Here is a 24,527-nt window from a genome sequence, read left to right as displayed (position 1 = left end):
CCCTGCCGCTTGCCCTTTTGGAAATACTCCCAGGGGGTGCGGGGGCAGGATGCCCCCGCGTCCGGGCAGAAGCGCGGCCGGTCAGACCGCCTTGGCGCCCTTGCGGCCCTCGACCAGCCAGGCCGCGACCGACAGCCCCGCCGCCAGCAGCAGCCAGGCCCAGCCGGGCAGCAGCGCCATGACCTGCACATCCACCGTGACATAGGCCTCGCGCGGAGTGATGCCGATCCAGCCGCGCCCGGCGGCCGGGCGGCCCTCGGACACCGTCCGCAGGTCCGGCACGCCCGCGCTGAGCGGCATCACCGCGCCGCGCGTGCCTGCCACCAACGGCTCAAGCGCCGCGCCCGAGGCGATGGTCGCGACAAACTCCCGCGGCGCCGTGGCCCCCACCGCGATCACCCGCGTCAGGTCCTCATGCTCCAACCGGTAAAGGCCCAGCAGCGGCGCCTTCCACTCCACCGCGTATTTGCCGGGCGCGCTTTGCAGCATCTCCAGCACCACCTGTGTGCCGTCCGGCCCGGTCACCGTTACCGGTCCGGGAGGTTCCTCGTGGATGGTGCGCCGGGTGATCGTCAACACCTGGCCCTCGGCCGTGGCGGTCAGGGTCTCTTCCTCCAGCTCGGGTTCCTTCAGCATCCAGTGCGCCAGCCGCCGCAGCAGTTCCAGTTGCGGCCCGCCCCCTTCGTAGCCGCGACCCCAGAGCCACATCTGGTCGCTGGCCAGCACGGCCACCCGGCCCGCATCCACCCGGTCCAGCACCAGAAGCGGCAGGCCCTGCGGCCCCTCCATCACCGCCTGGCCTGACAGTTGTTCCACTTCGACCGCGCGGAACCAGCGGCCCCAGCCGCCTTCGGGGGCAAACTTCTCAAGCCCTTCGGTCACCGGATGGCGCTGGCCCAGATCGGTGATCTTGGGGCGAAAGCCTTCCTCGACCACCTGCGCGGTGGGCGCCACCGGCAGGATTTCGGCCAGGGGCGAGCGATACAGGCTGTCGACCGCGCCGTATTCCGGCCCCGCCGCCACCAGCACCGTGCCGCCGCCGCGCACATAGCTGACGACGTTCTCGATATAGGACATCGGCAGGATGCCCCGCATCCGGTAGCGGTCGAAGATGATCAGGTCGAACTCCTCGATCTTCTCGATGAACAGCTCGCGCGTCGGAAAGGCGATCAGGCTCAACTCGTCCACCGGCACGCCGTCCTGCTTTTCCGGCGGCCGCAGGATGGTGAAATGCACCAGATCGACCGAGGCATCCGACTTCAGCAGGTTGCGCCAGACCCGCTCGCCGGCGTGCGGCTCTCCGCTGACCAGCAGCACCCGCAGCCGGTCGCGCACGCCGTTGATCTGGGCCACCACGGCGTTGTTGCGGTCGGTCAACTCGCCCTCGACCGGCGCCACGCTGAACTGCAGCACGTTCATGCCCCCGTGCGGCAGGACCACCGGCAAGTCCAGGTCCTCGCCCACCGGCACGCGGAAGGTCTGCGGCGGATCGGCGTCGACGGCGATGGTCAGGTCCACCTCGGAGCCGGCCCGGGCGGGCACGGCGCCGCTGTCCTCGACCTTGATCTGCATGACGAATTCTTCGCCGATGATGGCGAAGGCCGGGGCGTTCTTCAGCACCAGCCGGCGGTCCCAATCGTCTTCCTGCCCGGTCAGCAGCACGTGGAAGGGGGCCGGCATCTGTGGCGCCAGGTCCAAGTCATGCACCCGCCCGTCGCTAACCAGCAGCACGCCGGCCACCCGCGCCCGGGGTTCCTCGGCCAGCGCCTCGGCCAGCGCAGTCATCGCCAGGGTGCCGGCATCCTCGGCGGCATCTCCAAAGCGCACCACGCGCAACTCGGTGTTGGGCAGGGCAGCCACCTCGGCCTGCACCCGCGCCACCGCCGCGGCTGATTGCGCCGGGCGGTCGCCCAGGGTCTGGCTGGCGCTTTCGTCCACCACCAGAATGACGATGTCGGACAGCGGCGTGCGCTCTTCCTTCTGCAAGGACGGCCCGGCCAGCGCCGCGACCAGCGCCGCCGAGGCCAGCCCCCGCAAGGCCCAGCCCGACAGCCCGCGCCACAGCGCCAGCGCCAGCAGCAGGAACGCCAGCCCGGCCAGCGCCCAGATCAGCGGCCAGGGCAACAGCGGATCGAACACCACCGAGGCGATCATTGCCCCAGCCTTTCCAGCAGCGCCGGCACATGCACCTGATCGGATTTGTAGTTGCCGGTCAGCACATGCATGATCAGGTTGATGCCGAAGCGATACGCGATCTCGCGCTGCCGCTCGCCCGCCGCGCCGCGACCCACCGGCAGAAGCGGCACGCCGATGTCGTTCACCGCCCAGGCCGCCGCCCAGTCGTTGCCGCCGATCACCACCGGGGTCACCCCGTCGTTCAGCATCCGGAACGGCATCCCCTCTTCCAGTGCGGCCTCAGGCGGGGCCGCCTCGACCCAGATCGCGCCTTGCGCATGGCGGCCGGGAAATTCCTGCAGCAGATAGAAGGTGCGGGTCAGCACATGGTCGGCGGGCACCGCCTCAAGCGCCGGAATGTCCAGCCCGGCCGCGATGCGCTGCAGCGCGTCACCTTCGGGCGAACTGCCGCCGAAGGAGGTCACATCGGCGTCGCGGGTGTCGAACAGGATCATCCCGCCGGTGCGCAGATACTGGTTCAGCCTGTCGTAGGCGGCCGCGCTGGGGGTCGCCATGCCCGGCGTGACGGGCCAGTAGAGGAAGGGGAAGAACGCCAGTTCGTCGCGCTCGATGTCCACGCCCATCGGCTCCGCCGGCTCGATCGAGGTGCGCTCCCACAGCCGCTCGCCCAGGCCCGTCAGGCCCGCCTGCGCCAGGTCGTCGACCTGGACATCGCCGGTCAGCACATGCGCCAGGACGACCGCCGTCGTCGCTTGCAGCGCGAAATCATCGCCGGGCTGCGGTCCGTCCGGCGCCGCATCCTCTGCCCGGGCATGCCCGCCCAGCACCAGCATCGCCACTGCCAGCACGACCACGCCCCGACGCAGGCCCGACAGCCGCCCCGCCACCCACAGCGCCGCAAGGATATCCAGCAGCAGCAGGGTCAGCGCCGCCGCCAGAACCGGGCCTTTCAGGCTGCGCTCGGGGGCCACCGCCAACCCTTCGACCACGGTCCCAGCCGGCCATTCGGCAGGCAGCAATTCGGCCCCGGCGCCGATCACGTTCAACGCCACGCGCCGGTCCTGCCCGGCATAAAGACCCGGCGGATGGGCCGGGCCGGGGCCGGTTTCCATCGCCTGCGCCAGCACCTCGCCTTCGACCCCCGCCACCTCGCCGGCTTCCGCCTCGGCGCCCCAGGCGTCCAGCACAAGTTCGGGCACCCAGGTCTGGCCTTCCAGGTCCGCCGCCTCGGGCAAGGCAGGACGGGTCGACACCGCCAGCCGTTCCAGCATCTGCACGAACAAGCCTGACAAGGGCAGCGTGGACCATTCCGCATTTGCCGTCACATGGACCAGCACTACCGAGCCGTCGCCCAGCGCCTTGCGGGTGACCAACGGCGTGCCGTCGGCCAGGGCGGCGATGGTGCGCTCGGCCAACTCCGGGTCGGGCTGGGCCAGGACCTGGGCCTTGACCTCCACATCCTCGGGCAGGGCCAGGCCGAAGAACGGGCTGCCCTCGGCAAAGGGCGCAAGCGCCTTCGGTTCGCCCCAGCTCATCGCGCCGCCCACCGCGCGACCGCCTTCGCGCAGGCGAACCGGCATCAGCGCGTCTTCCTCGAACCGGCTGACCTCGCTGGCCGCCAGCCGGGGGCCGGCGAAGCGCAAGAGCAGCCCGCCCTCCTCGACCCAGTCCACCGTCGCGTCCTGCTCTCCTTGCGTCAACTTGGCCACGTCAGCCAGGATGATGACGTCGGGCTTGGCCAACAGCACTTCGGACAGCGAACCTTCGACGAGGTCGGCCACCGGCGCCAGCGCCTGCCGCAGATAGTGGGTGGGCGACAAGAGCTGCAGCCCCTCTTGCGCCGAGCCAGGGCCGAGGATTGCCACCTTGCGCCGCTTGAGGCTGTCGTCGGTCAGGCTGACCGCGCCGGCGCTGCGCAGGCCGGCGATTTCGAACCGGGTGATGCGGTTGCGCAGTTCCGGCGGCAGGTCCATCGGCGCCTCGGCGCGGGCCTCACCGGCGGCAAGGGCCAGCGTCACGCGGGCCAGTTCGCGGTCGATCCCGGCCGGATCGGGGCCGCGAGCGGCCACCTCGACCTCGACCGGCCCGCCCGCGGGAACGCGGCTGACCGCCACCTGCACGCGGCCATCGGCGAATTCCGCGGGGTGCAGCGCCAGCACCGGGCGGCCGCTCTCGATCACCGTCAGGCGGCCCTTGTCGGACAGAGCGGCCGCCAGCGCCTCGCGCCCTTCGTGGGCGATGCCGTCGGACAGCCAGATAGTATCGAACCCCTCGGCCGGCAGCTTTTCGGCCCAGTCCTGCATTGCCTGTGGCCCCCAGGCCGTGGGCTGCATCGCCGCCACCCGGCCGGCCCAGACTTCGGCGGTCTGGAAGGTCACGTCCTGCGGCGCCTCGGTCAGGCGGATAACCGAGACGGTGCGCCCCTCTTGCCCGGCCTCGTCCACCAGTTGCGCCGCGCGTTCCACCCGGCGCGGCCAGTCTCGCGACTCGGCCCAGCCGCCATCCAGCACCACCAGAAGCGGCCCCTGCCCGGCCTGCTTGGCCTCGGGGTTCAGCACCGGGCCGGCAAAGCCCGCAATCGCCGCCGCCACCGCCAGCATCCGCAACAAGAGCAGCCACCACGGCGTCTTGTCGGTTTCGGCGTCGTCGTCCTTGAGGCCCAGCAGCAGCGCCACGCCGGGGAACTGCCGCCGGATCGGCGCCGGCGGCACGGCGCGCAGGAGCAGCCACAGGATCGGCAAGGCGACCAGGCCCCAGAGCAGCCAGGGCGTCAGGAACCCGATGGGGCCGAGGCCGAACATCTATCGCCCACCCTCAAGCGCCCGATAGAGCCACAAGAGCGCCGATTGCGCCGGGGCGCCGGTGTGGTGGGTGCTGAAATGCCAGCCCACGGCGCGGGCCAGCGCGGCAAGGCGGTCCTTGCGTTCGGCCAGCCGGGCCAGATAGCGGGCGCGAAGTTCCCCGGCCTGCTGGGTTTCGTGCCTCAGGCTGCCGCCCATCGATTCAAAGATCGTCCGGCCGTCGAAGGGAAATTCCTCTTCCGCCGGGTCCAGCACCTGCAACAGGGCGCCCTTCACGCCGCGGTCCGCCGCCCGGGCCAGCGCCGTCTCGACGCCGTCCAACGGACCCAGGAAATCGGACAGGAACACCGCGCGGCCGTGGCCGACCATGCCCTCCACCTGGGGCGCGCCATAGTCGCCGCCGTCCTTGATGCCCGCCAGCCGGGCTGCCAGCCGCACGATCTGGCTGCGCCCGCCGCGCGGGGGCGCAATTCCCGCCAGCCCCACCCGTTCGCCGCCCTTCAGCAGCAGCACCGCCAGGGCAAGGGCGAGCAGACGCGCCCGGTCGGCCTTGGGGGCGCGGGCCTTGTCGCCGGTGAAGGCCATGCTTTTCGACGGATCGACCCAGAGCGTGACCGACTGCGCCGCCTGCCATTCGCGTTCGCGGACGTAATGCGCATCCGACCGGGCGCTTCGGCGCCAGTCGATCATACGCGCGCTGTCACCTCCATGCGCCGGGCGGTATTGCCAGAACTCATCGCCCAGACCCGCGCGCCGCCGGCCGTGTTCGCCCAGCATCACGGTCGCGGCCAGCATCTCGGCCTGCGCCAGAAGCGGGGGCAGCGTCTGCCCCAGCGCCTCGGCGCGCGATCTGAGATCAAGCGTCACGCCGCCGCCTCAAGCCCCAGGGTGCGGGCGGTCACGCGGCTGATGATCCCGGCCAGCGTTTCGCCTCGGGCGCGGGCCGCAAAGGACAGCGCCATGCGGTGTTCCAGCGTCGCCAGCGCCAGCGCCGCCACGTCTTCGGTCGAGGGTGCAAGGCGGCCCTGCAGCAGCGCCCGCGCCCGCACCGTCAGCATCAGCGCCTGCGCCGCGCGCGGGCCGGGGCCCCAGGACAGGCTGTCCGAAAGGTCGCGGCCCTCCGGCTCGCCAGGGCGGCAGGCGCGGACAAGGTCCAGGATCGCCTCGACCACCTTGTCGCCGACCGGCATCCGCCGCACCACGGATTGCGCGGCCTGCAGGGTTTCTGCGGTGAAGACCTGATGGCTGGCGGCCTCTTCCGCGCCGGTGGTGGCAATCAGGATGTCGCGCTCGACCGCCCGGGTGGGATAGTCGACGTCGACCTGCACCAGGAAGCGGTCAAGCTGCGCCTCGGGCAGCGGATAGGTCCCTTCCTGCTCGATCGGGTTCTGGGTGGCCAAGACGTGGAACGGCTTGCCCAGCGGGCGGTGCTGGCCGGCGATGGTGACCTCTTTCTCCTGCATCGCCTGCAGCAGGGCCGATTGCGTGCGCGGGCTGGCGCGGTTGATTTCATCCGCCATCAGAAGCTGACAGAACACCGGGCCTTCGAGAAACCGAAAGGCGCGGCTGCCGTCGGCGGCGGTTTCCAGCACTTCCGACCCCAGAATGTCGGCCGGCATCAGGTCGGGGGTGAACTGCACCCGGTTGGCCTTGAGGCCCATGACCGTGCCCAGCGTATCGACCAGCCGCGTCTTGCCCAGGCCCGGCAGGCCGACCAGCAGCGCGTGGCCTCCGCAGAGCATGCTGGCCAGCACCAGATCGACCACCTTGCCCTGGCCGATGAAGCGCCGGTCGATGCTGGCCTTGGCCTCGCTGAGCCTGCCGCCCAGGCTTTCGATTTCGGCCACAAGCGCGTCGGTTCCGGCCATGGCATGGCTCCCTTGATCCCTGTATTCTAGACATTAGACCGAAAAGCCCCTGCGTCCGCAAACCCGGAAAGGCGACTTGACACAAATGATCGTGAAACCCTCGGCCGATGGACTGGTCGCATCCGTGAAGGCCGCCGGCGCCAAGGGGCCGCCGCCGGTGCATCTGTGGAACCCGCCGTTCTGCGGCGATCTGGACATCCGCATCGCGCGCGACGGGACATGGTACTATCTGGGCACGCCGATTGGCCGCGCACCGCTGGTCATGCTGTTCTCGTCGATCCTCAAGCGCGAGGGGGACCGGTATTTCCTGGTGACACCGGTCGAGAAGGTCGGCATCCGGGTCGATGGCGCCCCCCTGCTGGCGGTGGACTTCACCGCCGAAGGTGCGGGCCGCAACCAGCGCCTGACCTTCGTCACCAAGACCGAGGATGAGGCCGTTGCCGGCCCCGACCACCCGATCCGGGTCGAGCGTGCGGAAGACGGCGAGCCGTCGCCCTATGTGCTGATCCGCGCCAACCTCTGGGCCCTGATCGACCGGAAATCGTTTTACCGGCTGATCGAATTGGGTTGCCACGAGCCGCATGAGGGGGCTAGCTGGTTCGGCCTCTGGTCACAGGGCGCGTTCTTTCCGGTGATCCCTTCGTCCGACCTGCCCTGAAAAGACCGAATGCCCCGTTTCGCCGCCAACCTGACCTTTCTCTTCACCGAGGTCCCCATGCTGGACCGGCCCGACTGGGCCGCGCGCACCGGCTTTGACGGGGTCGAGGTGCTGTTTCCCTATGACCACCCGGTGGCCGACTGGGAAAAGGCGCTGGCGGGTGTTCCCCTGGCGCTGATCAACACGCCACCCGGCAACTGGATTTCGGGCGACCGCGGTTTTGCGGCCCGGCCCGATGATGTGGGCCATTTCCGCGACGGCTTTCTGCGCGCCGCCGATTATGCCATCCGGCTTGGGGCGGGGTGTGTTCACGTCATGGCCGGGGTGGCCAAGGGGCCGCAGGCCGAGGCGACCTATGTCGAGAACCTGGCCTGGGCGGCCGCCCAGGCCCCCGCTCTGCGCCTGACGATCGAGCCGCTGAACCCCGACGACATGCCGGGCTACTTCCTGAACGACTACGATCAGGCCGCCCGCATCCTGGACGACCTGGCGCATGATCGGGTGGGGTTGCAGTTCGACCTCTGGCACGCCGCTCGTCTGCATGGCGACGCCAGCCTGGTCTGGGCCACGCATCGACACCGGGTGAACCACGTCCAGATCGCCGGCTTTCCCGGCCGCAACGAGCCCGGCGGCGGCGGCTTTTCCCTGCCCGCCCTGTGCGACGAGGTAGACAAGCTGGACGACGTCTGGATCGCCGCGGAATACGTGCCGGCCAAGGGCACCGCACAGGGGCTGTTCTGGCTGAACGCCCTGAAGTCGCGCAGCGCCCTGATCGGGGCGTGACCGACCCTTGCCGCCGGGCGGCGTATCCGTAGAATGCGGCATCACGACTGCAGCAAGGACCAATCGACATGCCCGTACCCGCCCCCGAGACCAAGGTCGTCACCACCTGGAAAGTGGCCTGCGACGGCGGTGAGGGCGCGCTGGGGCATCCGCGGGTCTGGCTGGTGATCCCGGAAGACCGCGGCTGGGTGGAATGCGGCTACTGCGACCGCCGCTTCGTGATCGACCGCGACCACGCGTCAGCCAACCACTAGGTCAGCGGCGGGCCGACCACGGTCATGCCGTGACGGCTGGACAGTTCGGCAAAGGCGGCCGGCGTCAGCGGACCAAGCGCGCTGCCCTGGTCGAAGAAGGCCTCCATCGTTCCTGCCGGCTGAAAGACGACGAGGATGCGCCCGGTCCGGCTGGTATTGCGAAAGGCGTGCGGCACCCCACGAGGGCCAAGCACGGAATCGCCCGGTCCAAGGTGATGCGTGATATCGCCGACGCGAATGTCGAACGCACCCTCTGTCACCAGGAACCATTCGTCCTGCGCCGCATGAACATGCATCGGCGGGCCGCCCGGCTCACTGCGCGCGGTGTCATAGACGCAAAGGCCGCCCCCGGTGTCGGCGCCAGACACCTTGAGATCGAAGGTGCCGTTCAGAAATCCGAAGGACCGCCCGGTCAGCGATTCACCTTGCCGGACGGCGGCGGGCGGGCGCTCTTGTGCAATGCCCTTCATTTTCGTGCCCCTTTGCTGGAAGCGATATCACAGACATAGCATATAGCCGCCGAGACGGGGCGGATTTCTGCGGCAAGACGCGACCGAAGACTGTTGGCGGCCTGGCAAAGATGGCATCAAAAGGCGGTGCGTTCGGCGCCAAAGGGGACAAGGATGACGAGTTTCGGCAAGGGCCACCACCTGCATCTGATCGACGGCTCGGCCTACATCTTCCGGGCCTACCATGCCCTGCCGCCGCTGACCCGGTCCGACGGGCTGCCGGTCGGCGCGGTGGCCGGCTTTGCGTCGATCCTGTGGGGCGAGATCACCCGCGAAAAGGGCACCGGCGCCACCCACATCGCCGTGGTCTTCGACCATTCGTCGAAGACCTTTCGCAACCGCATCTATGCGCCCTACAAGGCCCACCGCCCCGAGCCGCCGGAAGACCTGCGCCCGCAGTTCCCGCTGACCCGCGACGCCACCCGTGCCTTCAACGTGGCCTGCATCGAGGTGCCGGATTATGAGGCCGACGACGTGATCGCCACGCTGGCCCGGCAGGCGGTCGAGGCGGGGGGAAGCTGCACCATCGTCTCGTCGGACAAGGACCTGATGCAGCTGGTCCGCCCCGGCGTCGACATGCACGACCCGATGAAGAACCGCCCCATCGGCCCCGACGAGGTGATGGAAAAGTTCGGCGTGACGCCCGACAAGGTGGTCGACGTGCAGGCCCTGGCGGGCGACAGCACCGACAACGTGCCCGGCGCCCCCGGGATCGGGCTGAAGACGGCAGCCCTGCTGATCAGCGAATTCGGCAGCCTCGAAGGCCTGCTGGCCCGCACCGCCGAGATCAAGCAGCCCAAGCGGCGCGAGGCGCTGGAGAGCAACGCCGATCTGATCCGAATTTCCAAGCAACTGGTCTCGCTGGACGATCAGGCGCCGGTCCCGGTCACGCTGGACGAGTTGGAGGTTGCCGGGCCCGACCCGGACACCCTGATGAAGTTCCTCGCCGAGATGGAGTTCCGCAACCTTGCCCGCCGGGTGTCGGAGCGGCTGAAGGTCGCCGCGCCGGTGATCGAAGCCCGCCCCGAGACGCCGCAGGTCGAGGACCGCCTGCCCTTTGACCATGCGGCCTATGTCGCCATCCGCGATGCCGGCACCCTTGCGCAATGGATCGCCCGCATCCGCGAGGTCGGCCATGTGGCCGTCGACACCGAGACCACCAGCCTGGACGAGATGCGCGCCGAGTTGGTGGGCATCTCGCTTTCGGTCGATCCCGGGCAGGCGGCGTATATTCCGCTGGGTCATACCCAGGGGGGCGGCGATCTCTTCGGCGCCTCGGCGCTGGTCGAGGGCCAGCTTGACCTGGGCGAAACCCTCAAGGCCCTGAAACCGGTTCTGGAAGACCCCGCGATCCTGAAGATCGGCCAGAACATGAAGTATGACTGGAAGATCTTCGCCCGCCACGGCATCCGCATCACCCCCTTCGACGACACCATGCTGATGAGCTATGCGCTGTCGTCAGGCCTGAACAACCACGGCATGGACGAGTTGTCGGAACGCCACCTTGGCCACGTCCCGATCCCGATCAAGCCGCTTCTGGGCAGCGGCAAGGCGCAGGTCACCTTCGACCGGGTCACCATCGACGACGCGGTGAAATACGCCGCCGAGGATGCCGACGTGACGCTGCGCCTGTGGCAGCACCTGAAGCCGCAACTGCACCGTGCCCGGGTCACCACCGTCTACGAGACGCTGGAACGCCCGCTGGTGACCGTGCTGGCGGAGATGGAGATGGCGGGCATCATCGTCGACCGCGACACGCTTTCGCGGATGTCGAACGCCTTTGCCCAGAAGCTGGCGCAGTATGAGGACGAGATCCACGCCCTGGCCGGCCAGCCGTTCAACGTCGGTTCGCCCAAGCAACTGGGCGAGATCCTGTTCGACCGGTTGGCAGTGCCGGGCGGCGAGAAGGGCAAGACCGGCGCCTATACCACCGGCGCCGACATCCTGGAAGACATCACCACGCTGGAAGACAGCCACCCGCAGGGCGCCCGGCTGGCGGCCAAGGTGCTGGACTGGCGGCAGATTTCAAAGCTGAAATCGACCTATACCGATGCCCTGCAACTGGCGATCAACCCCGAGACGGGCCGCGTCCATACCTCTTACAGCATCGCCGGGGCGAACACCGGCCGGCTCGCCTCGACCGACCCGAACCTGCAGAACATCCCGGTCCGCACCGAGGAGGGCCGCCGCATCCGCGAGGCCTTCGTGGCGCCGAAGGGCCGGGTGCTGGTATCGCTCGACTACTCCCAGATCGAACTGCGCATCCTCGCACACATGGCCGACATCCCGTCGCTGCAACAGGCGTTCCGCGACGGGCTGGATATCCACGCGCTGACCGCGTCCGAGATGTTCAACGTGCCACTGGACCAGATGACGCCGGACATCCGCCGCCGCGCCAAGGCGATCAACTTCGGCGTGATCTACGGCATCTCGGGCTTCGGCCTGGCGCGCAACCTGCGCATCCCGCGGGCCGAGGCGCAGGGCTTCATCGACCGCTATTTCGAACGCTTCCCGGGCATCCGGGAATACATGTCCGAAACCGTCAGGTTCGCGCAGGAAAACGGCTTCGTGCAGACCCTGTTCGGCCGCAAGATCCACACCCCCGAGATCAACGCCAAGGGCCCCGGCGCCGGCTTTGCCAAGCGCGCCGCGATCAACGCGCCGATCCAGGGCACCGCGGCCGACATCATCCGCCGCGCCATGATCCGGATGCCCGCAGCGATCGAAGGCCTGCCGGCAACGATGCTGCTGCAAGTGCATGACGAGTTGCTGTTCGAGGTCGACGAAGACGCCTCCGACGCCCTGATCACGGCCGCCCGCAAGACCATGGAACAGGCCAACCACCCCATCGTACCCCTGAAGGTCCCGCTGGTGGTCGATGCCGGCAAGGGCCGCAGCTGGGCCGAGGCGCATTGAGATGATCCGCGACTGGCCCACGCTCAAGGCCTTTGCCCTGGCGCTGGACCTGCCCGAGGTTGCTCTCGCCCACCCCTGGGGCCACGAAGCGTTGAAAGCGCACGGCAAGATGTGGGTCTGGTGGTCGCCCTTTGAGGACGCCGCCGTGTTCCGTGCCGACCGCGACGAACGCGAGATGTTGATGCAGGCAGACCCCGACACCTTCTTCCTGCACCCCCATTACGCTTCGCATGCCCTTGTCCTGGTCTGCGCCGGCCGCATCGACCCCGCCTGGGTCCGGCCAAGGCTGATCCGCGACTGGCGCAATGCCGCGCCGAAACGCTGGCTCAAGACCTGGGATGCCGCCCACCCCGCCGCCTGATTTCATCTGTCCTCAAATATCCCGGGGGTGCGGGGGCTGGCCCCCGCTTTCCGGCCGGCCACCCTGGCGGTCGATCCGGCACTGGAAGCAATTGTTCCGGGCACTTCGGACATGCACGAAGGCCACCTGCGGATCGGCGAAAATCTCGGCTGCCCGCACCTCGATCCGGTCGCGCGGCACCACGCCGCCGGTGCCGTAGACGATGCGTTCATCGGCGCCATAGCCACGGAGGATGTAATCCGGGCTGGCCAGCATCGCGGGCAGGCCCGTGCCACACCCGCCCGGGCAGTCGTCGGCGCAAAGGAACACCGGCCCCACCTCGGCATAGGGCTGCAGCGTCGAAAACGGCCGGTGCGCCAGCACCAGCATCCCTGCGCCTTGCGGGATCATTGCCAGACAATGCCGGCAGGGATTGCCCATCCCGTCCGACACCGCCCGTTCCGGCGGCTGGCCGTTCGCATCAGGCCCGCCGGCGCGATAGGCGCGGGCGGCTTCGGTGGGCATGGCGACAAAGCGCATCTTCGGCCTCTCCGGCTGTTTCGGAGAGGATCATCGCAAAGCGCCGCCCCGGCGACCCGATCCTTGCGGGATCAGCGCGCCAGCATCGGCCCCAGGGGCCGCCCGCCCAGGATATGCAGGTGGAAATGCGGCACATCCTGGTGGCCGTGGCTGCCGGAGTTCGAGATGATGCGAAAGCCGTCCTCGTTCACCGCCACCGCCTCGCAGACCCGGGCGCAGGCGCGATGGAAATCGACGATCTCCTCGGCCGGCGCCTCGGCCGCGAAATGCGCGAAATCGACGTATGGCCCTTTCGGGATCACCAGCACATGCACCGGCGCCTGCGGGTGGATATCGTGGAACGCCAGCGTGTGAGAGGTTTCGATCACGGTCTTGTTGGGGATCTCGCCCCTCAGGATGCGGGCGAAGATGTTGGTCGGGTCATAGGTCCAGAATCTTGCTTTTTCGGCCATGTGTGCTCAATCCACGAACAGGTGTTCCATCGCCACGATCTCGCGCGCCTTCTCGACCTGAATGTCAAGGAACTCGGCCAGGGGCACGGTGTTTTCGTCCACGCTGGCCGACTGGCGGATGACCTTGAACCCCGGCAAGTTCATTTCGCGCATCCGGTCGCTTTCGAACCGCACGTCGTAGCGGATAGTCGGCAGCAGACGGTCCAGGGTCTCTCGCGGCGTGCTTTCGCCGGCCAGGCCCACGCGCTTGGCATGCCCGGTCAGATACTCGTCCGAGAAATCGCATTCAATCTCCAGCAGCCGGACCTTGGCCTTGTCATTGTAGAAATCCTGCATCAGGTCCACCGAGGCCGGATCGATGCAGAGAATCAGCCGGTCGGTCTGCCAGTAATCGAACAACATTCGCACCAAGGCCCGACGGTGGCGGGTGCGCTTTTCCAGCGTGGTCTGGATGCCGCCCAGATCGGGCAGGGCTGTCGCCTCCTCGTTGAACAGGTAGTCGATCGCCGGCAGGTTGGTCACGTTGCGCACCCGCTCGACCAGCCGCTTGGCGACGTGCCATTTCTTGCAGGTCACCATCATCAGCGTCCGGTCACGGCCCAGGCTGGATTCGGTCTCCCAGAACCGCGGCGCGAACCGGCGGCCGATGCGGCCCCGCCCGGTCAGGAACTTGAACAGGCTTCGGCCTTCGTTCGAGATCTGGAACCGCCGGCCGGTGGCCGAATACAACTCGCCCAGCCGCGTCTTCAGCGCCTTTGCATCGGGGCTGATCTTGCGGGCGAACAGGTAGTCCTGGCTGAGCAACAGGTCGTAGTGATCGTTGTAGAAGGTCAGCGGCATGCCATAATCGGTGAACATCAGAAAGGTCAGCGTGCGCGCCCTGATCTCGGCCTCGGGGACCAGGTGCCGCACCAGGGTCTGGAAGAAGGTCTCGTCCGGAATCCAGGTGGTGCGGAAGAACCGCACCACGTCGGGCCGCTTGGCGACGAAATCCAGCAGCCGCTCGACGGTCAGCCGGCGCAGGCACCACCACTGGCTGCCGATCTGGATCGCCAGGTCCGCCGGCACCTTGCGCGCCAGGCCCAGCCGCTTTTGCCATTGCATCGAACGGTAGAACCAGCTCTTGCGGCTGCGTTCATTGAACCAGTGCCGGTAGATCAGGCGCTCTTCCCGGATCCCGGTCTTGATCCAGTCGGAACTGAAGAAGTCGAAGCTCTCGATGTAGTCGACCTCGGCGCGTTCCAGGAAGGCATGGGCATATTCCGCCGACTTGATCGGCATGCAGTCGCCCGAGAGCATGTAGAAATGTGTCGCCCGTGGAAAGGCATCGACCGCCGCGCGCAAGGCCTGCAGGGTGGCCTCGACCAGGCTCCATTCGCCCCAGCCGCACTTGATCCGGCGCGGCGCAAAGGTGACCAGGGGGTTCTGCGCCAGCGAAGCGCGGATCTTCTCATAGTCCTCGCGCTTCGATCGAGCATCGAAGTGAATCGAAAGGCAGTCGCCCACCGCGGTCAGCCGTTCGGCCTGGGCGATGATCCCCTCGGGGTCCTTGTGGCACAGAAGGATATAGGCAATCTTCGTCATGGGACGCGGGTTCGCTTCCGGCTCGTCGTCGGACACGTCCCATTAATTGCGTCATGCTTTCTTGAAAAGCGAGGGGTTCTTTGCTTTTTTCGCGTCATTGGTTCCAGGGCAGAAAGATCCCCCGGATGAGGCAGGAGTAGGTTTTCATGGGGTTTCCAGGCACCTGGATGACGGAAAGCGAAAGCATGGTGTATCGGGTGGTGCCGAAATGCGCCTGCTCGACCATCGGCCAGATCATGTTCTATTCCGATCACGGCCGGTTCTTCGACGGCGACATCCATGACGCGACGTCGGGCATGCACAAGTGGGCGATCGAGGCCAGCCAGACCCTGATCGAACGAAACGTCAAGACGCACAAGTCCTATGCCTTCACCTGCGTGCGCAACCCCTACGCCCGCATCCTGTCGTCGTTCTTCGACAAGATCTGCGGCATCCAGCGCAACGGCAAGCGCTATCGCGGCAATCTGGTGCCGATGCTGGTGCAGAAATACGGGATCGAGGTCGGCGGACCCGACGGCAAGCGCGAGTTCGACCAGATCAAGAGCTTTCGCCGTTTCCTGCTGTTCGCACGTGACACCATCCGCTGGAAAAAGCCGATGGAACCCGACATCCACTGGTCGGCGATGTCCAGCCACATCGCCACCTTCATTGCCAACGGCGGGCGTTACGACCACGTCTTCTTCACCGAGAATTTCAACGCCGGAATGCAGACGGTGCTGGACAGCGTCGCCGTCAAGCACCCTGTCGACCTGAAGACGATCCCGCGCTTCAACGAAAGCGAAGGCCACGGGCCGGCCCGGGCGCACCCCGTCGAGGATTACTTTGACGACCTGTCGATGCATATCATCTGGGAAATCTACAAGCGCGACTTCCAGCTGTTCCGCTATGATTTCGACAATCCCGGCAACAAGATGCCCAAGGGCCCGGTGGACCTGGCCGAGGTGCACGCCAAGCTGGGCGACTGACGGATCCTGCGCCACAGGGCCGCACTCCTGAAGCGGCATCACTCTCACACGTTCACATGTGATTATGTGATAGGCTCCGATGACTCAACGGTCAGGACCTGCGGATGCCTACTCGCCGCACTGCTTCCTGGCCTCGCTGGGGGCGGGCGGCATCGCCGTCACCTTCCTCCTGTGGCTTCACTTCTGGATGCCGCACCCCGCGCATCCGGTACCGGTGAACGAGGACATCCTGGCCGCGTTCCGCCACGGCCCCCCGCAGATGAAGGGGATCATCGTCTTCGCCGCTGCGGCGATCCTGGTCTTTGCGCTAAAGCATTACCGGCTGCTGATCTGGAACCTGCGCCAGCGGTCCACCTTCAGGCGCACGTAGGTCTATGCGAAGTTGTGCGCCTCGAATGCGGAATCGCAGCTTCTGGCGCTGCCGCTGACCCTGGCCATGGCGATCAACGTCGGCTTCGGGCTGGGCATGGTCGTCGTACCCGGGCTAAGGCGCGGGGCGGAATACCTGTTCCCTGCCGCGATTCTGACCTTCCTGGCCGTGGGGGTTCTGGCGCTTGCGCAGTCGGGCGCCTTTCCGGGCCGGGTCAAGACCGCAGGCGGCTTCGACTGGACGGCGAACGGGTCCTTGGCGCAGATGCTGCCGGCCTTCGCGCTGTCGATGGTGGGCGTGAGCCTGGCCGCGCCGGCCGCCATGTCCACGCTGCCCGTCCCCTCGGCCGTCGGAATGACGCTGGCCACCTTCTTCCTGGTCGCGGCAGTGCTGGTAGGGCTGGTTGCGCTGTTGCCTTACATCCATTCGATGCTGAGCCGCAGCGGCACGCCCGAGGCGGCACCGACAATTCTGATCGTCATCCCGATCCTGACCGTGCTGGGCATCCTGATGCTGCGCGGCGATCACGGGATGCATGAGCATCTGCAGGTGCATGCCGCGCCGGGCGAACGATTGCCTCTGCTGACGAAGCTGATTTCGGCGCAACTCGTCCTTGCCCTGCCGGGCCTGGGCATCCTGCGCCGGCTGGGCTATGCGGCCAAGCTACTGAAAAGTGAGAAGAATTCGGTGGGCGCCTGTGCCCTGATCTGTTCCTGCGCCGCCTTCGGCGTGCTGATGCCGTCCTGGATCAACGCCGTGCCGGTCGGCGCCGGGCTGGTGACCAGGTTCTCGGCCGCCTACTGGATGCTGACCCTTGTACCGCTGATCACCCAGCTCAGGATGGTGAAGCTGCTGTCACAGCTGAACCGACGCCACTTCCACCGCACCGCGCAAGTGCCCCGGTCGGCGCCCGGACGGACCCCTCCGGCAGAGTGACCGGGCGACCCAAGGTGGGCAGAGGCGGGCGTCAGACCGGATCGCCGGACCCGGCGGCGCGGAACCAGTCCACGATCTGCGCCCGCTCACCGGGTTCGATGAAGCTGCGGTTGCCCGGCGGCATGGCGTGGCTCAGGCCAGCCTGCAGGTAGATGCGCCAGGCCTCGCGGGCAATCTGGGCCTCGGTTTCCAGCAGCACGCCCTTCGGCGCTGCGTGCACGCCCTCCCAGGACGGCACGGCGGCGTGGCACATGCTGCAGCGGCCCTGGACGATGCCCACCACTTCGGCGAACCCCGGCGCGGCGGCATAGACCAGCGCCGGGCCCGCCAGCCGGGCCTCGGGCTCCGGTTCCGTCCGCATCGGCACGGTGGAAAGCCAGGCGATCAGCAGGAACAGCACGACCGTCAGCGCCCAGGTCCAGTGCGGGTTGCCCTTGCGGGCGTGGCGCTGGTTGAACCAGTGCCGGATACTGACGCCCATCAGGAACACCAGGCTGGCGATCAGCCAATTCCAAGGGGTGGCGAAGACCAGCGGATAGTGGTTCGACAGCATAAGGAAGATGACCGGCAGCGTCAGGTAATTGTTGTGCATCGACCGCTGCTTGGCGATCTGGCCGTATTTCGCGTCGGGCTTGCGTCCCGCCTTGAGGTCAGCCACCACGATGCGCTGGTTCGGCATGATGGTGAAGAAGACGTTGCCCGACATGATCGAGGCAGTGAAAGCGCCGAGGTGCAGCATCGCCGCCCGGCCGGAAAAGACCTGGGTGTAGAACCAGCTCATCCCCACCAGCACGCCAAACAGCGCCAGCATCACCGCGGTCTGGTTGGCATTCACGAAGACCCGGCAGATCGCGTCATAGACGATCCAGCCAAAGGCCAGCGACGCCATCGAGATCGCCACCGCCTGCCAGATCGCCAAGTCCATCACCGTCGGGTCGATCAGGAACAACTCGGCGCCCAGGTAATAGACCAGCACCAGCATGACAAAGCCGCTCAGCCAGGTGCCGTAGCTTTCCCACTTGAACCAGGTCAGGTGGTCCGGCATCGCATCGGGCGCCACCAGGTACTTGTTGACATGGTAGAACCCGCCGCCATGCACCTGCCATTCCTCGCCGTAGGCCAAGGGGGGCAGGCTGGCGGTCTGGCGCAGGCCCAGGTCCAGCGCGATGAAATAGAAGGACGAGCCGATCCAGGCCATCGCCGTGATCACATGCAGCCAGCGCGCGGCGATCGTCACCCACTCCCAGATCACCACCCAATCGGTCATGCGTCTTGTCCTCTGCCGGTTCGGACAGGCTATACCGTCCCGACGCGCGGCGAAAAGCCTGCAACGGAAAAAGGCGAGGCCTGCGCCCCGCCTTCCCCCGCCATCCGCCGAAGCGGTGGGCGCCTATTGAACTTGCTGCCCGTTCACGAAGATCTGAAAGCCCTCCTTGGCCTCGATCTTCGAGGTCAGGCTGTCCGGCTCGGTGCCCGGGGTCATGAAGGCGCCCATCATCATCCGCACGCCCATCGCATCATCCGAGGTGACCAGGCCGGTCGCGATCAGCCCGTCGATCAGCGCATTGGCGCCAGTCACGCTGACATCGGCGCTACCCAACGGCATCGGCATGCCCATCGAGTTGTCGAAGGTGAAGGCGCCGGTGGCGTTGGCGGCGGCCCCCGCAACCTTGAGCGCGATTTCGGTGATGTTCAGCGTCTCGGGCGCCGGAACCGGCGGCTGCATGCCCATGTCGCTGGCTTCCATCATGCCGATCCAGTCGATCCTGGTCTTGCCCGACACGTCGATGGCCAGGTCGAACGGCTCGCGCTTCAGCGCTGCGCCGGGGTCGAACATGCCCCAGACCTCATCGTTCAGGGTCAGCTGGGCGATCTTCATCACCATGCCATAGTCGGCCGCCGCGTCGATGGCCTGCACCGGCGACAAGAGGTTCATCACGATCGGGCCGGTGGTCACCTTGACTGGCGCCGGCATCGCCGGGGTGGTCAGGTCCACGTTCAGGCCAGCACCCTGCGAGGCAACCGAGAAGGCCGTCTTGTCCAGCTTGAAGGTGCCCTCGCCGCCCTGGGCCGCGATGGTGGCCTGATAGGGAAAGATCTGGTCTTCCTGGTTCACCGTGCCGGTCGAGACACCCTGCTTGGTGGACAGGCTGACCGACAACCCGTCCTGCAGCGCCTTGCCGAAATCGCCCGGGCCGGCCAGCGCGGCCAGCGACATTGTCGCCGGCAGGGCGAAGGTGACTCCCAGACTGACATCCGCCGTCTCGCTGGTCGAAGCGGTCTTCATCTGCATGTTCGGGTCTTCGGTCTTGACGTCATAGGCCAGGGTTGAGGCCGTCAGATCCAGCCCGAAGGTGCGGTTGGCGCCGGGGGTGTCGGAATAGGTGCCGGCCAGGTTCTCGAAATTGACCACGACGTCGTTGGTCACCTTCTGCGCCGGCGTGTCCGTCATGCTGAAGCCATCGGTCGCAGAGGCGATGGCCGCCGACAGCTTGTCGGCGCTGTAGTCGTAGATCATGCCGCCGGCCTCGCCCTCACGGGCCGTCATCTCCAGGCCCTCGTGGGTGATCGTCATCCCGCCGGCCTCGCCGCCGCCGGCCGCGATCGAGGCGCCCGGCCGGATGGTGACCGACCCGTCGCCTTCCTCGGTCAGCGTCATGTCCGAGATGGTCAGCCCCATCGGCGCGCCCGCCGGTGCGATGGTGACGCCGTTAAGTGTCAGCACGCCGCCGGAATTGGCCTCGGTCGCGGCGGTGACCTGCAGGCCGGCCAGCGCGGCCGCATCCTTCCACGACTGCCAGACCTGGTCGGCGGTCAGCGCGGCATGGGCGGTGCCGCCCATCAGCAAGACAAGGGCGGATGAGGCTGCAAATGACCTGGTGATGAACATGCGAAGGCGCTCCTATGCAGGAATGGGGGAGGTTTTCGGCGCATACCAAAGCCGTTTTGCGCCGGCGCCGCAAGCAGGGTATTCATCACCCGGCCTGCTCCGGCACCCCGCCGCGGCCGGATTCTGGATTGAATTGAACACGATGGTGTTATCCGATGCGCGCCCCGCGCGAAGCTTCGAGAGGTTGGTCGAAGCCGATGGCCTGGCTGTCGATACCCTTTCAGGCACTGGCGAGGCGCTGGTGATTGCCTTCGCCTCGGTCGGCCACGACTCCACGCGTGCGCCCTCGCCCGAGTTCGTCGGCACCGCCACGGCAGGCGGGCGGCCGGCGCTGTTCGTCAGCGATGCCAGCCGCAGCTGGGGCAAGCATCCGGGCTTTGCCGCAGCCCTGTCGAAGGCCGTCGGGCTGATGCGGCAACGCCATCCGGTCGGGCACATCCTGACGCTGGGCCAGTCGATGGGCGGCCACATGGCCTTGCGAGCGGCCTCGGTCCTGTCGGTCGAGGTGGCGCTGGCCTTCGGCCCGCAGTCCTGGCTGGACCGGGAAGGGCCGCGCTGGCAGCCCTGGGCCGCCCGCGCCGCCCCCATCACGCCGCCGCCCCCGGCCGCGCGCTGGACGATCCTTCTGCATGGCCTGGACGACGACCGCGATCAGGCCCTGGGCTTTCCACCCGCGCCGGGCCGGGATCACATCCTGTTCCCCGGCCTGTCGCATTCCGGCCTGGTGCCTCACCTCAAGGCCCGGGGCGCGCTGGCAGGACTGTTGGATTCGGCTCTGGCCGGCGACCGCCGCCGCCTGCTGCGCATCGCCGCCTCGGCCGGGGGCCGGTTGCGGCAGCGGCTGGCGACTTAGCTGCCGCGATAGGTGGAATAGGCGAAGGGCGAGATCAGCAGCGGCACATGATAGTGCTGCGCCGCGTCGGATATGCCGAAGCGGATGGGGATCTGGTCGAGGAACAGCACGCCTTCGCCCGCCTGCCCGCTGGCCCGCAGATAGTCGCCCGCAAAGAACACCAATTCATAGCTGCCTGCGGCAAAGCCCTTGCCCGCCAGCATCGGCGCCTCGGTCCGGCCGTCGGCGTTGGTCGCCGTCTCGGCGATCTTGCGGTGCGAATTGCCGCTGACCCGGTAGAGCGCGATCTTCACCCCCGCCGCGGGGCACCCCCGCGCGGTATCCAGCACATGTGTCGTCAGCCGCCCCTCGCCCATCGCCCGTCTCCCTGTCCTGCGCGCGCAAGCTTGCCGCATTCGCCCGCGTGCCCGCAACGACCGTCTGGCCAAGCGCCCCGGTTTGCGGTCATCTGGGCGCAGACGGGCACGGAGGACCGAATGCAGCGCTACCCGCGCGATTTCCGCGGCCACGGGCCGAACCCGCCCGATGCGGCCTGGCCTGGCGGCGCCAGGATCGCCGTGTCGCTGGTGCTGAACTACGAAGAAGGCGGCGAGAACAACCTCTTGCACGGCGACGCCCAGTCCGAGGCCTTTCTCTCCGACATCGCCGGTGCGGCGCCTTGGCCCGGTCAGCGGCATTGGAACATGGAATCGCTCTACGACTATGGTGCCCGCGCCGGGTTCTGGCGGTTGCACCGACTTTTCGTCGAAAAGTCGGTCCCGGTCACGATCTTCGGCGTCACGACAGCGCTGGCCCGCAACCCCGAGCAGCTGGCCGCGATGCAGGCCGCAGGCTGGGAAATCGCCTCGCATGGCCTGAAATGGGTCGACCACCGCGACCTGACTGAAGCCGAGGAACGCGCCCAGATCGCCGAGAGTTTCCGCCTGCACGAGGAAGTGACAGGCAGTCCGCCGCGCGGCTGGTACACCGGCCGCTGTTCGATGAACACCGTGCGTCTGACGGCCGAAACCCGCCGGCTGGACTGGATTTCCGATACCTACGACGACGACCTGCCCTATTGGCGCGAAGTGGGGGACTACAACCAGCTGGTGATCCCCTACACGCTGGAAGCCAACGACATGCGCTTTGCCACCGCGCCCGGCTACAGCACCGGCGAGCAGTTCTTCCAGTATCTCAAGGACAGCTTCGACACCCTCTATGCCGAGGGCATCCAGGGCCGGGCCAAGCTGTTCTCGATCGGCCTGCACAACCGGCTGATCGGTCGCCCGGGCAAGATCGCCGGCCTGCGCCGCTTTCTCGACCATGCACAATCGCACCCGGGGGTCTGGTTCCCGCGCCGGATCGACATTGCCGACCACTGGCGGAAAACTCATCCTCACAGGCGGTTCGAGCGTCCGACTCAGATGCCGCGCGAAGCGTTCGTCGCCCGCTTCGGCAACGTTTTCGAACATTCCCCCTGGATCGCCGAGCGTGCCTGGGCGCTGGAACTTGGCCCCGCCCATGACAGCGCGACGGGCCTGCACAACGCGCTCTGCCGCGCCTTCCGCAGTGCCGCGCCCGAGGAACGTCTGGCCGTCCTCAAGGCCCACCCCGACCTCGCCGGCAAGCTGGCACAGGCCCGGCGACTCACGGCCGAAAGCACCGCCGAACAGGCGTCAGCGGCCCTCGACGCGCTGACCGATGCCCAGCGCGAGTCCTTCCAGCGCCTCAACGCCGCCTACACGGCCAGGCACGGCTTTCCCTTCATCATCGCCGTGCGCGACCACACCCGCGACAGTATCCTGCAGGCGTTCCAGACCCGCCTTGCCAACGACACCGAAACCGAATTCGCCACCGCCTGCGCCCAGGTCGAACGCATCGCCGAACTCCGCCTCAAGGACCACCTGCCATGAGCCCCACCTACTTCGCCCCGCCCGGCGGCCTGCCGCCGCAGACCGCGCTGATGACCGGCCGCGCCGTCTTCACTCCCGCCTATGCCGTCATCCCGCGCGGGTGCTTTTCCGACATCGTCGCCAGCTTGCTGCCCGGCTGGACCCGCACCCGGCTGTGGCTGATCGCCCGGCCGATGTCGGGCTTTGCCGAAACCTTCAGCCAATACGTGATGGAGGTCGCCCCCGGCGGCGGCTCGGACGCGCCCGACCCCGAGGCCGGGGCCGAGCACTGGCTGTTCTTCACCGGCGGGCTGGCCACCCTGACCCTGGCCGGAACCGGCTACGAGATGGAGGCCGGCTCTTACGCCTACATCCCGCCCGGCACCCGCTGGACGCTGCTGGCCGAGGGCCACGACCCCAGCCGCTTTCACTGGCTGCGCAAGCTGTATGAGCCGGCCCCGGGCCTGCGCCCGCCCGAACCTTTCGTGACCAACGAACGCGACGTGCCGATCCGCTGGATGCCCGACACCGGCGATCGCTGGGGCACCACCCGCTTTGTCGACCCCGAGGACCTGGCGCATGACGCCCATGTCAACATCGTCACCTTCCAGCCCGGCGGGGTGATCCCGTTCGAGGAAACCCATGTCATGGAGCACGGGCTTTACGTGCTGGAAGGCAAGGCGGTCTACAAGCTGAACCAGGACTGGGTCGAGGTCGAGGCCGGCGACTTCATGTGGCTGCGCGCTTATTGCCCGCAGGCCTGCTATGCCGCCGGACCGGGCCGCTTCCGCTATCTGCTCTACAAGGACGTGAACCGCCACGCCAAACTGCGCGGCCCCTGGGCTGCACCGGGCGCCTTCGGCCCGCCGCGGTGACCGAGGCCCGCCCTTTCATCTGTCCTGAAGCATCCCACGGGGGTCCGGGGGTGTGAAACCCCCGGTCCGACCGCCGGCAAGAGGCCCCGCGCATGAACGAGATCCGCCCCGAACCGCTGACCGCCGAGGCCTTCGCCCCTTTCGGCGAGGTGCTCCAGGCCACTGGCGACTTTCGCCTGATCAACGCCAGCCTCTGCCGCCGCCACCATGACCAGGCCCGGATGGACTTTGGCCCCGACGGCCGCTCCGGCCTCTCGATCCTCCAGGCCGAACCCCGCGCCCTGCCCTACAGCTTCGACCTGATCGAACGCCACCCGGACGGATCGCAGGCCTTTCTGCCGATGACGCAGCATCCCTTCCTGGTCGTCGTCTCACCCGGACCCGAGGCCCGCCCACGCGCCTTCCTGACCAATGGCGCACAGGGCATCAACCTGGCGCGCGGCACTTGGCACGGCGTGCTGACCCCGCTGCACGCCCCCGGCCTTTTCGCCGTGATCGACCGCATCGGCACTTCGCCGAACCTGGACGAACACCGCTTCACCAGGCCTTGGACCGTGGTCGCCGACCTCTGACCGGCAGACCGCGCGACTCGCCCCCAAACCCGCACCCGGGCTCGCGCCCGCAGGTCACTGATTCTGCGCCGCAGCGGAATCGGCCCCACCCGTTTTGCCGCGCCGGACGGCCCGCCAGCCGCAACCGGGGCGATATGTCACATCACCGATTTGCCGACCGCAGCTGGCCATCCGCCCGCCGCCACGCCCTGCAACCCATCTTCCGGCTTGGATTTTCGGGCCTCCGGCGGGTCAATCGGCGAATCTTCGCCATTGCGGAAACGTGGCACTAATTGACCGAAATCATTGAGGATTTCATCTTGGTCTTGCTACCCCTCTGGGCGAAGGGCGTCTTGCGGCGTGTTCCGTCGCAGT

The 24,527-nt window shown here is 67.7% G+C and carries 23 protein-coding genes; 12 read left to right on the top strand and 11 right to left on the bottom strand.

Annotated features, from left to right (window positions below; genetic code table 11):
- Positions 1-81 precede the first annotated feature (81 nt).
- The 4 genes from LHP98_RS13480 to LHP98_RS13465 are packed head-to-tail and all read right to left on the bottom strand — an operon-like array spanning position 82 to position 6,805.
- Positions 82-2,154 carry a hypothetical protein gene (locus tag LHP98_RS13480; protein WP_227253065.1) on the bottom strand — a complete coding sequence of 691 codons (2,073 nt, stop codon included), beginning with the start codon at positions 2,152-2,154 and terminating at the stop codon, positions 82-84.
- On the bottom strand, positions 2,151-4,937 hold the full coding sequence (locus LHP98_RS13475) for a DUF4159 domain-containing protein (protein WP_227253064.1): 2,787 nt from the start codon (positions 4,935-4,937) through the stop codon (positions 2,151-2,153). Before LHP98_RS13475 ends, LHP98_RS13480 begins: the two co-directional genes overlap by 4 nt.
- Positions 4,938-5,804 (bottom strand): DUF58 domain-containing protein, encoded by an 867-nt coding sequence (locus LHP98_RS13470; protein ID WP_227253063.1) that lies wholly within the window; start codon positions 5,802-5,804, stop codon positions 4,938-4,940.
- Positions 5,801-6,805: an AAA family ATPase gene (locus tag LHP98_RS13465; RefSeq protein WP_227253062.1), complete on the bottom strand. Its 1,005-nt coding sequence runs from the start codon at positions 6,803-6,805 to the stop codon at positions 5,801-5,803. Before LHP98_RS13465 ends, LHP98_RS13470 begins: the two co-directional genes overlap by 4 nt.
- An 85-nt stretch (positions 6,806-6,890) precedes the next feature.
- Between LHP98_RS13465 and LHP98_RS13460 the strand changes: the two genes are divergently transcribed.
- The 3 genes from LHP98_RS13460 (at position 6,891) to LHP98_RS13450 (ending at position 8,500) form a co-directional block, all read left to right on the top strand.
- Positions 6,891-7,463, top strand: a complete 573-nt coding sequence (locus tag LHP98_RS13460) for a DUF1285 domain-containing protein (protein ID WP_227253061.1) — start codon at positions 6,891-6,893, stop codon at positions 7,461-7,463.
- Positions 7,464-7,472: 9 nt separating this feature from the next.
- A complete protein-coding gene (locus LHP98_RS13455; protein WP_227253060.1) occupies positions 7,473-8,246 on the top strand; it encodes a hydroxypyruvate isomerase family protein in 774 nt (257 codons plus the stop codon).
- A 68-nt stretch (positions 8,247-8,314) separates the two neighbouring features.
- On the top strand, positions 8,315-8,500 hold the full coding sequence (locus tag LHP98_RS13450) for a zinc-finger domain-containing protein (RefSeq protein ID WP_227253059.1): 186 nt from the start codon (positions 8,315-8,317) through the stop codon (positions 8,498-8,500).
- On the opposite strand, the gene LHP98_RS13445 is transcribed toward LHP98_RS13450, so the two are convergent.
- Positions 8,497-8,970 (bottom strand): cupin domain-containing protein, encoded by a 474-nt coding sequence (locus LHP98_RS13445; RefSeq protein ID WP_227253058.1) that lies wholly within the window; start codon positions 8,968-8,970, stop codon positions 8,497-8,499. The genes LHP98_RS13450 and LHP98_RS13445 overlap by 4 nt on opposite strands.
- Before the next feature lie 153 nt (positions 8,971-9,123).
- Between LHP98_RS13445 and polA the strand changes: the two genes are divergently transcribed.
- Together polA and LHP98_RS13435 are read left to right on the top strand one after the other, a co-directional pair.
- Complete coding sequence (gene polA / locus LHP98_RS13440; RefSeq protein WP_227253057.1) at positions 9,124-11,925, top strand: DNA polymerase I; 2,802 nt, start codon at positions 9,124-9,126, stop codon at positions 11,923-11,925.
- Position 11,926: 1 nt separating this feature from the next.
- Positions 11,927-12,286, top strand: coding sequence for an MmcQ/YjbR family DNA-binding protein (locus LHP98_RS13435; RefSeq protein ID WP_227253056.1), 360 nt, complete (start codon positions 11,927-11,929; stop codon positions 12,284-12,286).
- Between the two features lie 12 nt (positions 12,287-12,298).
- Here the strand turns inward: LHP98_RS13435 and LHP98_RS13430 are convergent, their stop codons facing one another.
- The 3 genes from LHP98_RS13430 to LHP98_RS13420 form a co-directional block, all read right to left on the bottom strand.
- Entirely contained in the window at positions 12,299-12,805 is a 507-nt protein-coding gene (locus LHP98_RS13430) for a DUF1203 domain-containing protein (protein WP_227253055.1), read from the bottom strand.
- A 71-nt stretch (positions 12,806-12,876) separates the two neighbouring features.
- Entirely contained in the window at positions 12,877-13,257 is a 381-nt protein-coding gene (locus tag LHP98_RS13425) for an HIT domain-containing protein (RefSeq protein WP_227253054.1), read from the bottom strand.
- 6 nt (positions 13,258-13,263) lie between these two features.
- Entirely contained in the window at positions 13,264-14,841 is a 1,578-nt protein-coding gene (locus LHP98_RS13420) for a DUF5928 domain-containing protein (RefSeq protein WP_227253053.1), read from the bottom strand.
- 146 nt (positions 14,842-14,987) lie between these two features.
- Between LHP98_RS13420 and LHP98_RS13415 the strand changes: the two genes are divergently transcribed.
- The 3 genes from LHP98_RS13415 (at position 14,988) to LHP98_RS13405 (ending at position 17,112) form a co-directional block, all read left to right on the top strand.
- Positions 14,988-15,806, top strand: coding sequence for a sulfotransferase family protein (locus tag LHP98_RS13415; RefSeq protein ID WP_227253052.1), 819 nt, complete (start codon positions 14,988-14,990; stop codon positions 15,804-15,806).
- Positions 15,807-15,885: 79 nt separating this feature from the next.
- On the top strand, positions 15,886-16,176 hold the full coding sequence (locus LHP98_RS13410) for a hypothetical protein (protein WP_227253051.1): 291 nt from the start codon (positions 15,886-15,888) through the stop codon (positions 16,174-16,176).
- A gap of 12 nt (positions 16,177-16,188) precedes the next feature.
- On the top strand, positions 16,189-17,112 hold the full coding sequence (locus tag LHP98_RS13405; RefSeq protein ID WP_227253050.1) for a TsoY family (seleno)protein: 924 nt from the start codon (positions 16,189-16,191) through the stop codon (positions 17,110-17,112).
- Positions 17,113-17,143: 31 nt separating this feature from the next.
- Here the strand turns inward: LHP98_RS13405 and LHP98_RS13400 are convergent, their stop codons facing one another.
- Both LHP98_RS13400 and LHP98_RS13395 read right to left on the bottom strand, forming a co-directional pair.
- The gene (locus LHP98_RS13400) at positions 17,144-18,379 is read right to left on the bottom strand and encodes a urate hydroxylase PuuD (protein ID WP_227253049.1); all 1,236 of its coding nucleotides are present in this window, start codon (positions 18,377-18,379) and stop codon (positions 17,144-17,146) included.
- A 123-nt stretch (positions 18,380-18,502) separates the two neighbouring features.
- Entirely contained in the window at positions 18,503-20,002 is a 1,500-nt protein-coding gene (locus tag LHP98_RS13395; protein WP_227253048.1) for a DUF2125 domain-containing protein, read from the bottom strand.
- Between the two features lie 184 nt (positions 20,003-20,186).
- Here LHP98_RS13395 and LHP98_RS13390 point away from each other — a divergent pair, with 184 nt between their 5' ends.
- Entirely contained in the window at positions 20,187-20,855 is a 669-nt protein-coding gene (locus tag LHP98_RS13390) for a hypothetical protein (protein ID WP_227253047.1), read from the top strand.
- Here LHP98_RS13390 and uraH read toward each other — a convergent pair.
- Positions 20,852-21,211, bottom strand: coding sequence for a hydroxyisourate hydrolase (gene uraH / locus LHP98_RS13385; RefSeq protein ID WP_227253046.1), 360 nt, complete (start codon positions 21,209-21,211; stop codon positions 20,852-20,854). The genes LHP98_RS13390 and uraH overlap by 4 nt on opposite strands.
- A 120-nt stretch (positions 21,212-21,331) precedes the next feature.
- Here uraH and puuE point away from each other — a divergent pair, with 120 nt between their 5' ends.
- The 3 genes from puuE to LHP98_RS13370 all read left to right on the top strand — a co-directional run bounded on the left by puuE (position 21,332) and on the right by LHP98_RS13370 (position 24,173).
- Complete coding sequence (gene puuE / locus LHP98_RS13380; RefSeq protein WP_227253045.1) at positions 21,332-22,747, top strand: allantoinase PuuE; 1,416 nt, start codon at positions 21,332-21,334, stop codon at positions 22,745-22,747.
- On the top strand, positions 22,744-23,601 hold the full coding sequence (locus LHP98_RS13375; protein WP_227253044.1) for a bifunctional allantoicase/(S)-ureidoglycine aminohydrolase: 858 nt from the start codon (positions 22,744-22,746) through the stop codon (positions 23,599-23,601). The genes puuE and LHP98_RS13375 overlap by 4 nt, the downstream gene beginning before the upstream one ends.
- A 92-nt stretch (positions 23,602-23,693) precedes the next feature.
- Complete coding sequence (locus LHP98_RS13370; protein ID WP_227253043.1) at positions 23,694-24,173, top strand: ureidoglycolate lyase; 480 nt, start codon at positions 23,694-23,696, stop codon at positions 24,171-24,173.
- Positions 24,174-24,527: the final 354 nt, after the last annotated feature.

This window comes from Rhodobacter sp. Har01, assembly GCF_020564565.1.
In the GTDB taxonomy this organism is placed as follows: Bacteria; Pseudomonadota; Alphaproteobacteria; order Rhodobacterales; family Rhodobacteraceae; genus Pseudogemmobacter.
This window is presented reverse-complemented; position numbering and strand designations above follow the sequence as displayed.

Bases quoted from the DNA above. Each gene is read 5' to 3' on its own strand.
- polA (WP_227253057.1), top strand. From the start codon at position 9,124: ATGACGAGTTTCGGCAAGGGCCACCACCTGCATCTGATCGACGGCTCG.
- LHP98_RS13370 (WP_227253043.1), top strand. From the start codon at position 23,694: ATGAACGAGATCCGCCCCGAACCGCTGACCGCCGAGGCCTTCGCCCCT.
- LHP98_RS13435 (WP_227253056.1), top strand. From the start codon at position 11,927: ATGATCCGCGACTGGCCCACGCTCAAGGCCTTTGCCCTGGCGCTGGAC.
- LHP98_RS13400 (WP_227253049.1), bottom strand. From the start codon at position 18,379: ATGACCGATTGGGTGGTGATCTGGGAGTGGGTGACGATCGCCGCGCGC.
- LHP98_RS13415 (WP_227253052.1), top strand. From the start codon at position 14,988: ATGGGGTTTCCAGGCACCTGGATGACGGAAAGCGAAAGCATGGTGTAT.
- LHP98_RS13455 (WP_227253060.1), top strand. From the start codon at position 7,473: ATGCCCCGTTTCGCCGCCAACCTGACCTTTCTCTTCACCGAGGTCCCC.
- LHP98_RS13450 (WP_227253059.1), top strand. From the start codon at position 8,315: ATGCCCGTACCCGCCCCCGAGACCAAGGTCGTCACCACCTGGAAAGTG.
- LHP98_RS13445 (WP_227253058.1), bottom strand. From the start codon at position 8,970: ATGAAGGGCATTGCACAAGAGCGCCCGCCCGCCGCCGTCCGGCAAGGT.
- uraH (WP_227253046.1), bottom strand. From the start codon at position 21,211: ATGGGCGAGGGGCGGCTGACGACACATGTGCTGGATACCGCGCGGGGG.
- LHP98_RS13425 (WP_227253054.1), bottom strand. From the start codon at position 13,257: ATGGCCGAAAAAGCAAGATTCTGGACCTATGACCCGACCAACATCTTC.
- LHP98_RS13375 (WP_227253044.1), top strand. From the start codon at position 22,744: ATGAGCCCCACCTACTTCGCCCCGCCCGGCGGCCTGCCGCCGCAGACC.
- LHP98_RS13410 (WP_227253051.1), top strand. From the start codon at position 15,886: ATGACTCAACGGTCAGGACCTGCGGATGCCTACTCGCCGCACTGCTTC.
- LHP98_RS13465 (WP_227253062.1), bottom strand. From the start codon at position 6,805: ATGGCCGGAACCGACGCGCTTGTGGCCGAAATCGAAAGCCTGGGCGGC.
- LHP98_RS13420 (WP_227253053.1), bottom strand. From the start codon at position 14,841: ATGACGAAGATTGCCTATATCCTTCTGTGCCACAAGGACCCCGAGGGG.
- LHP98_RS13480 (WP_227253065.1), bottom strand. From the start codon at position 2,154: ATGATCGCCTCGGTGGTGTTCGATCCGCTGTTGCCCTGGCCGCTGATC.
- LHP98_RS13430 (WP_227253055.1), bottom strand. From the start codon at position 12,805: ATGCGCTTTGTCGCCATGCCCACCGAAGCCGCCCGCGCCTATCGCGCC.
- LHP98_RS13395 (WP_227253048.1), bottom strand. From the start codon at position 20,002: ATGTTCATCACCAGGTCATTTGCAGCCTCATCCGCCCTTGTCTTGCTG.
- LHP98_RS13475 (WP_227253064.1), bottom strand. From the start codon at position 4,937: ATGTTCGGCCTCGGCCCCATCGGGTTCCTGACGCCCTGGCTGCTCTGG.
- puuE (WP_227253045.1), top strand. From the start codon at position 21,332: ATGCAGCGCTACCCGCGCGATTTCCGCGGCCACGGGCCGAACCCGCCC.
- LHP98_RS13460 (WP_227253061.1), top strand. From the start codon at position 6,891: ATGATCGTGAAACCCTCGGCCGATGGACTGGTCGCATCCGTGAAGGCC.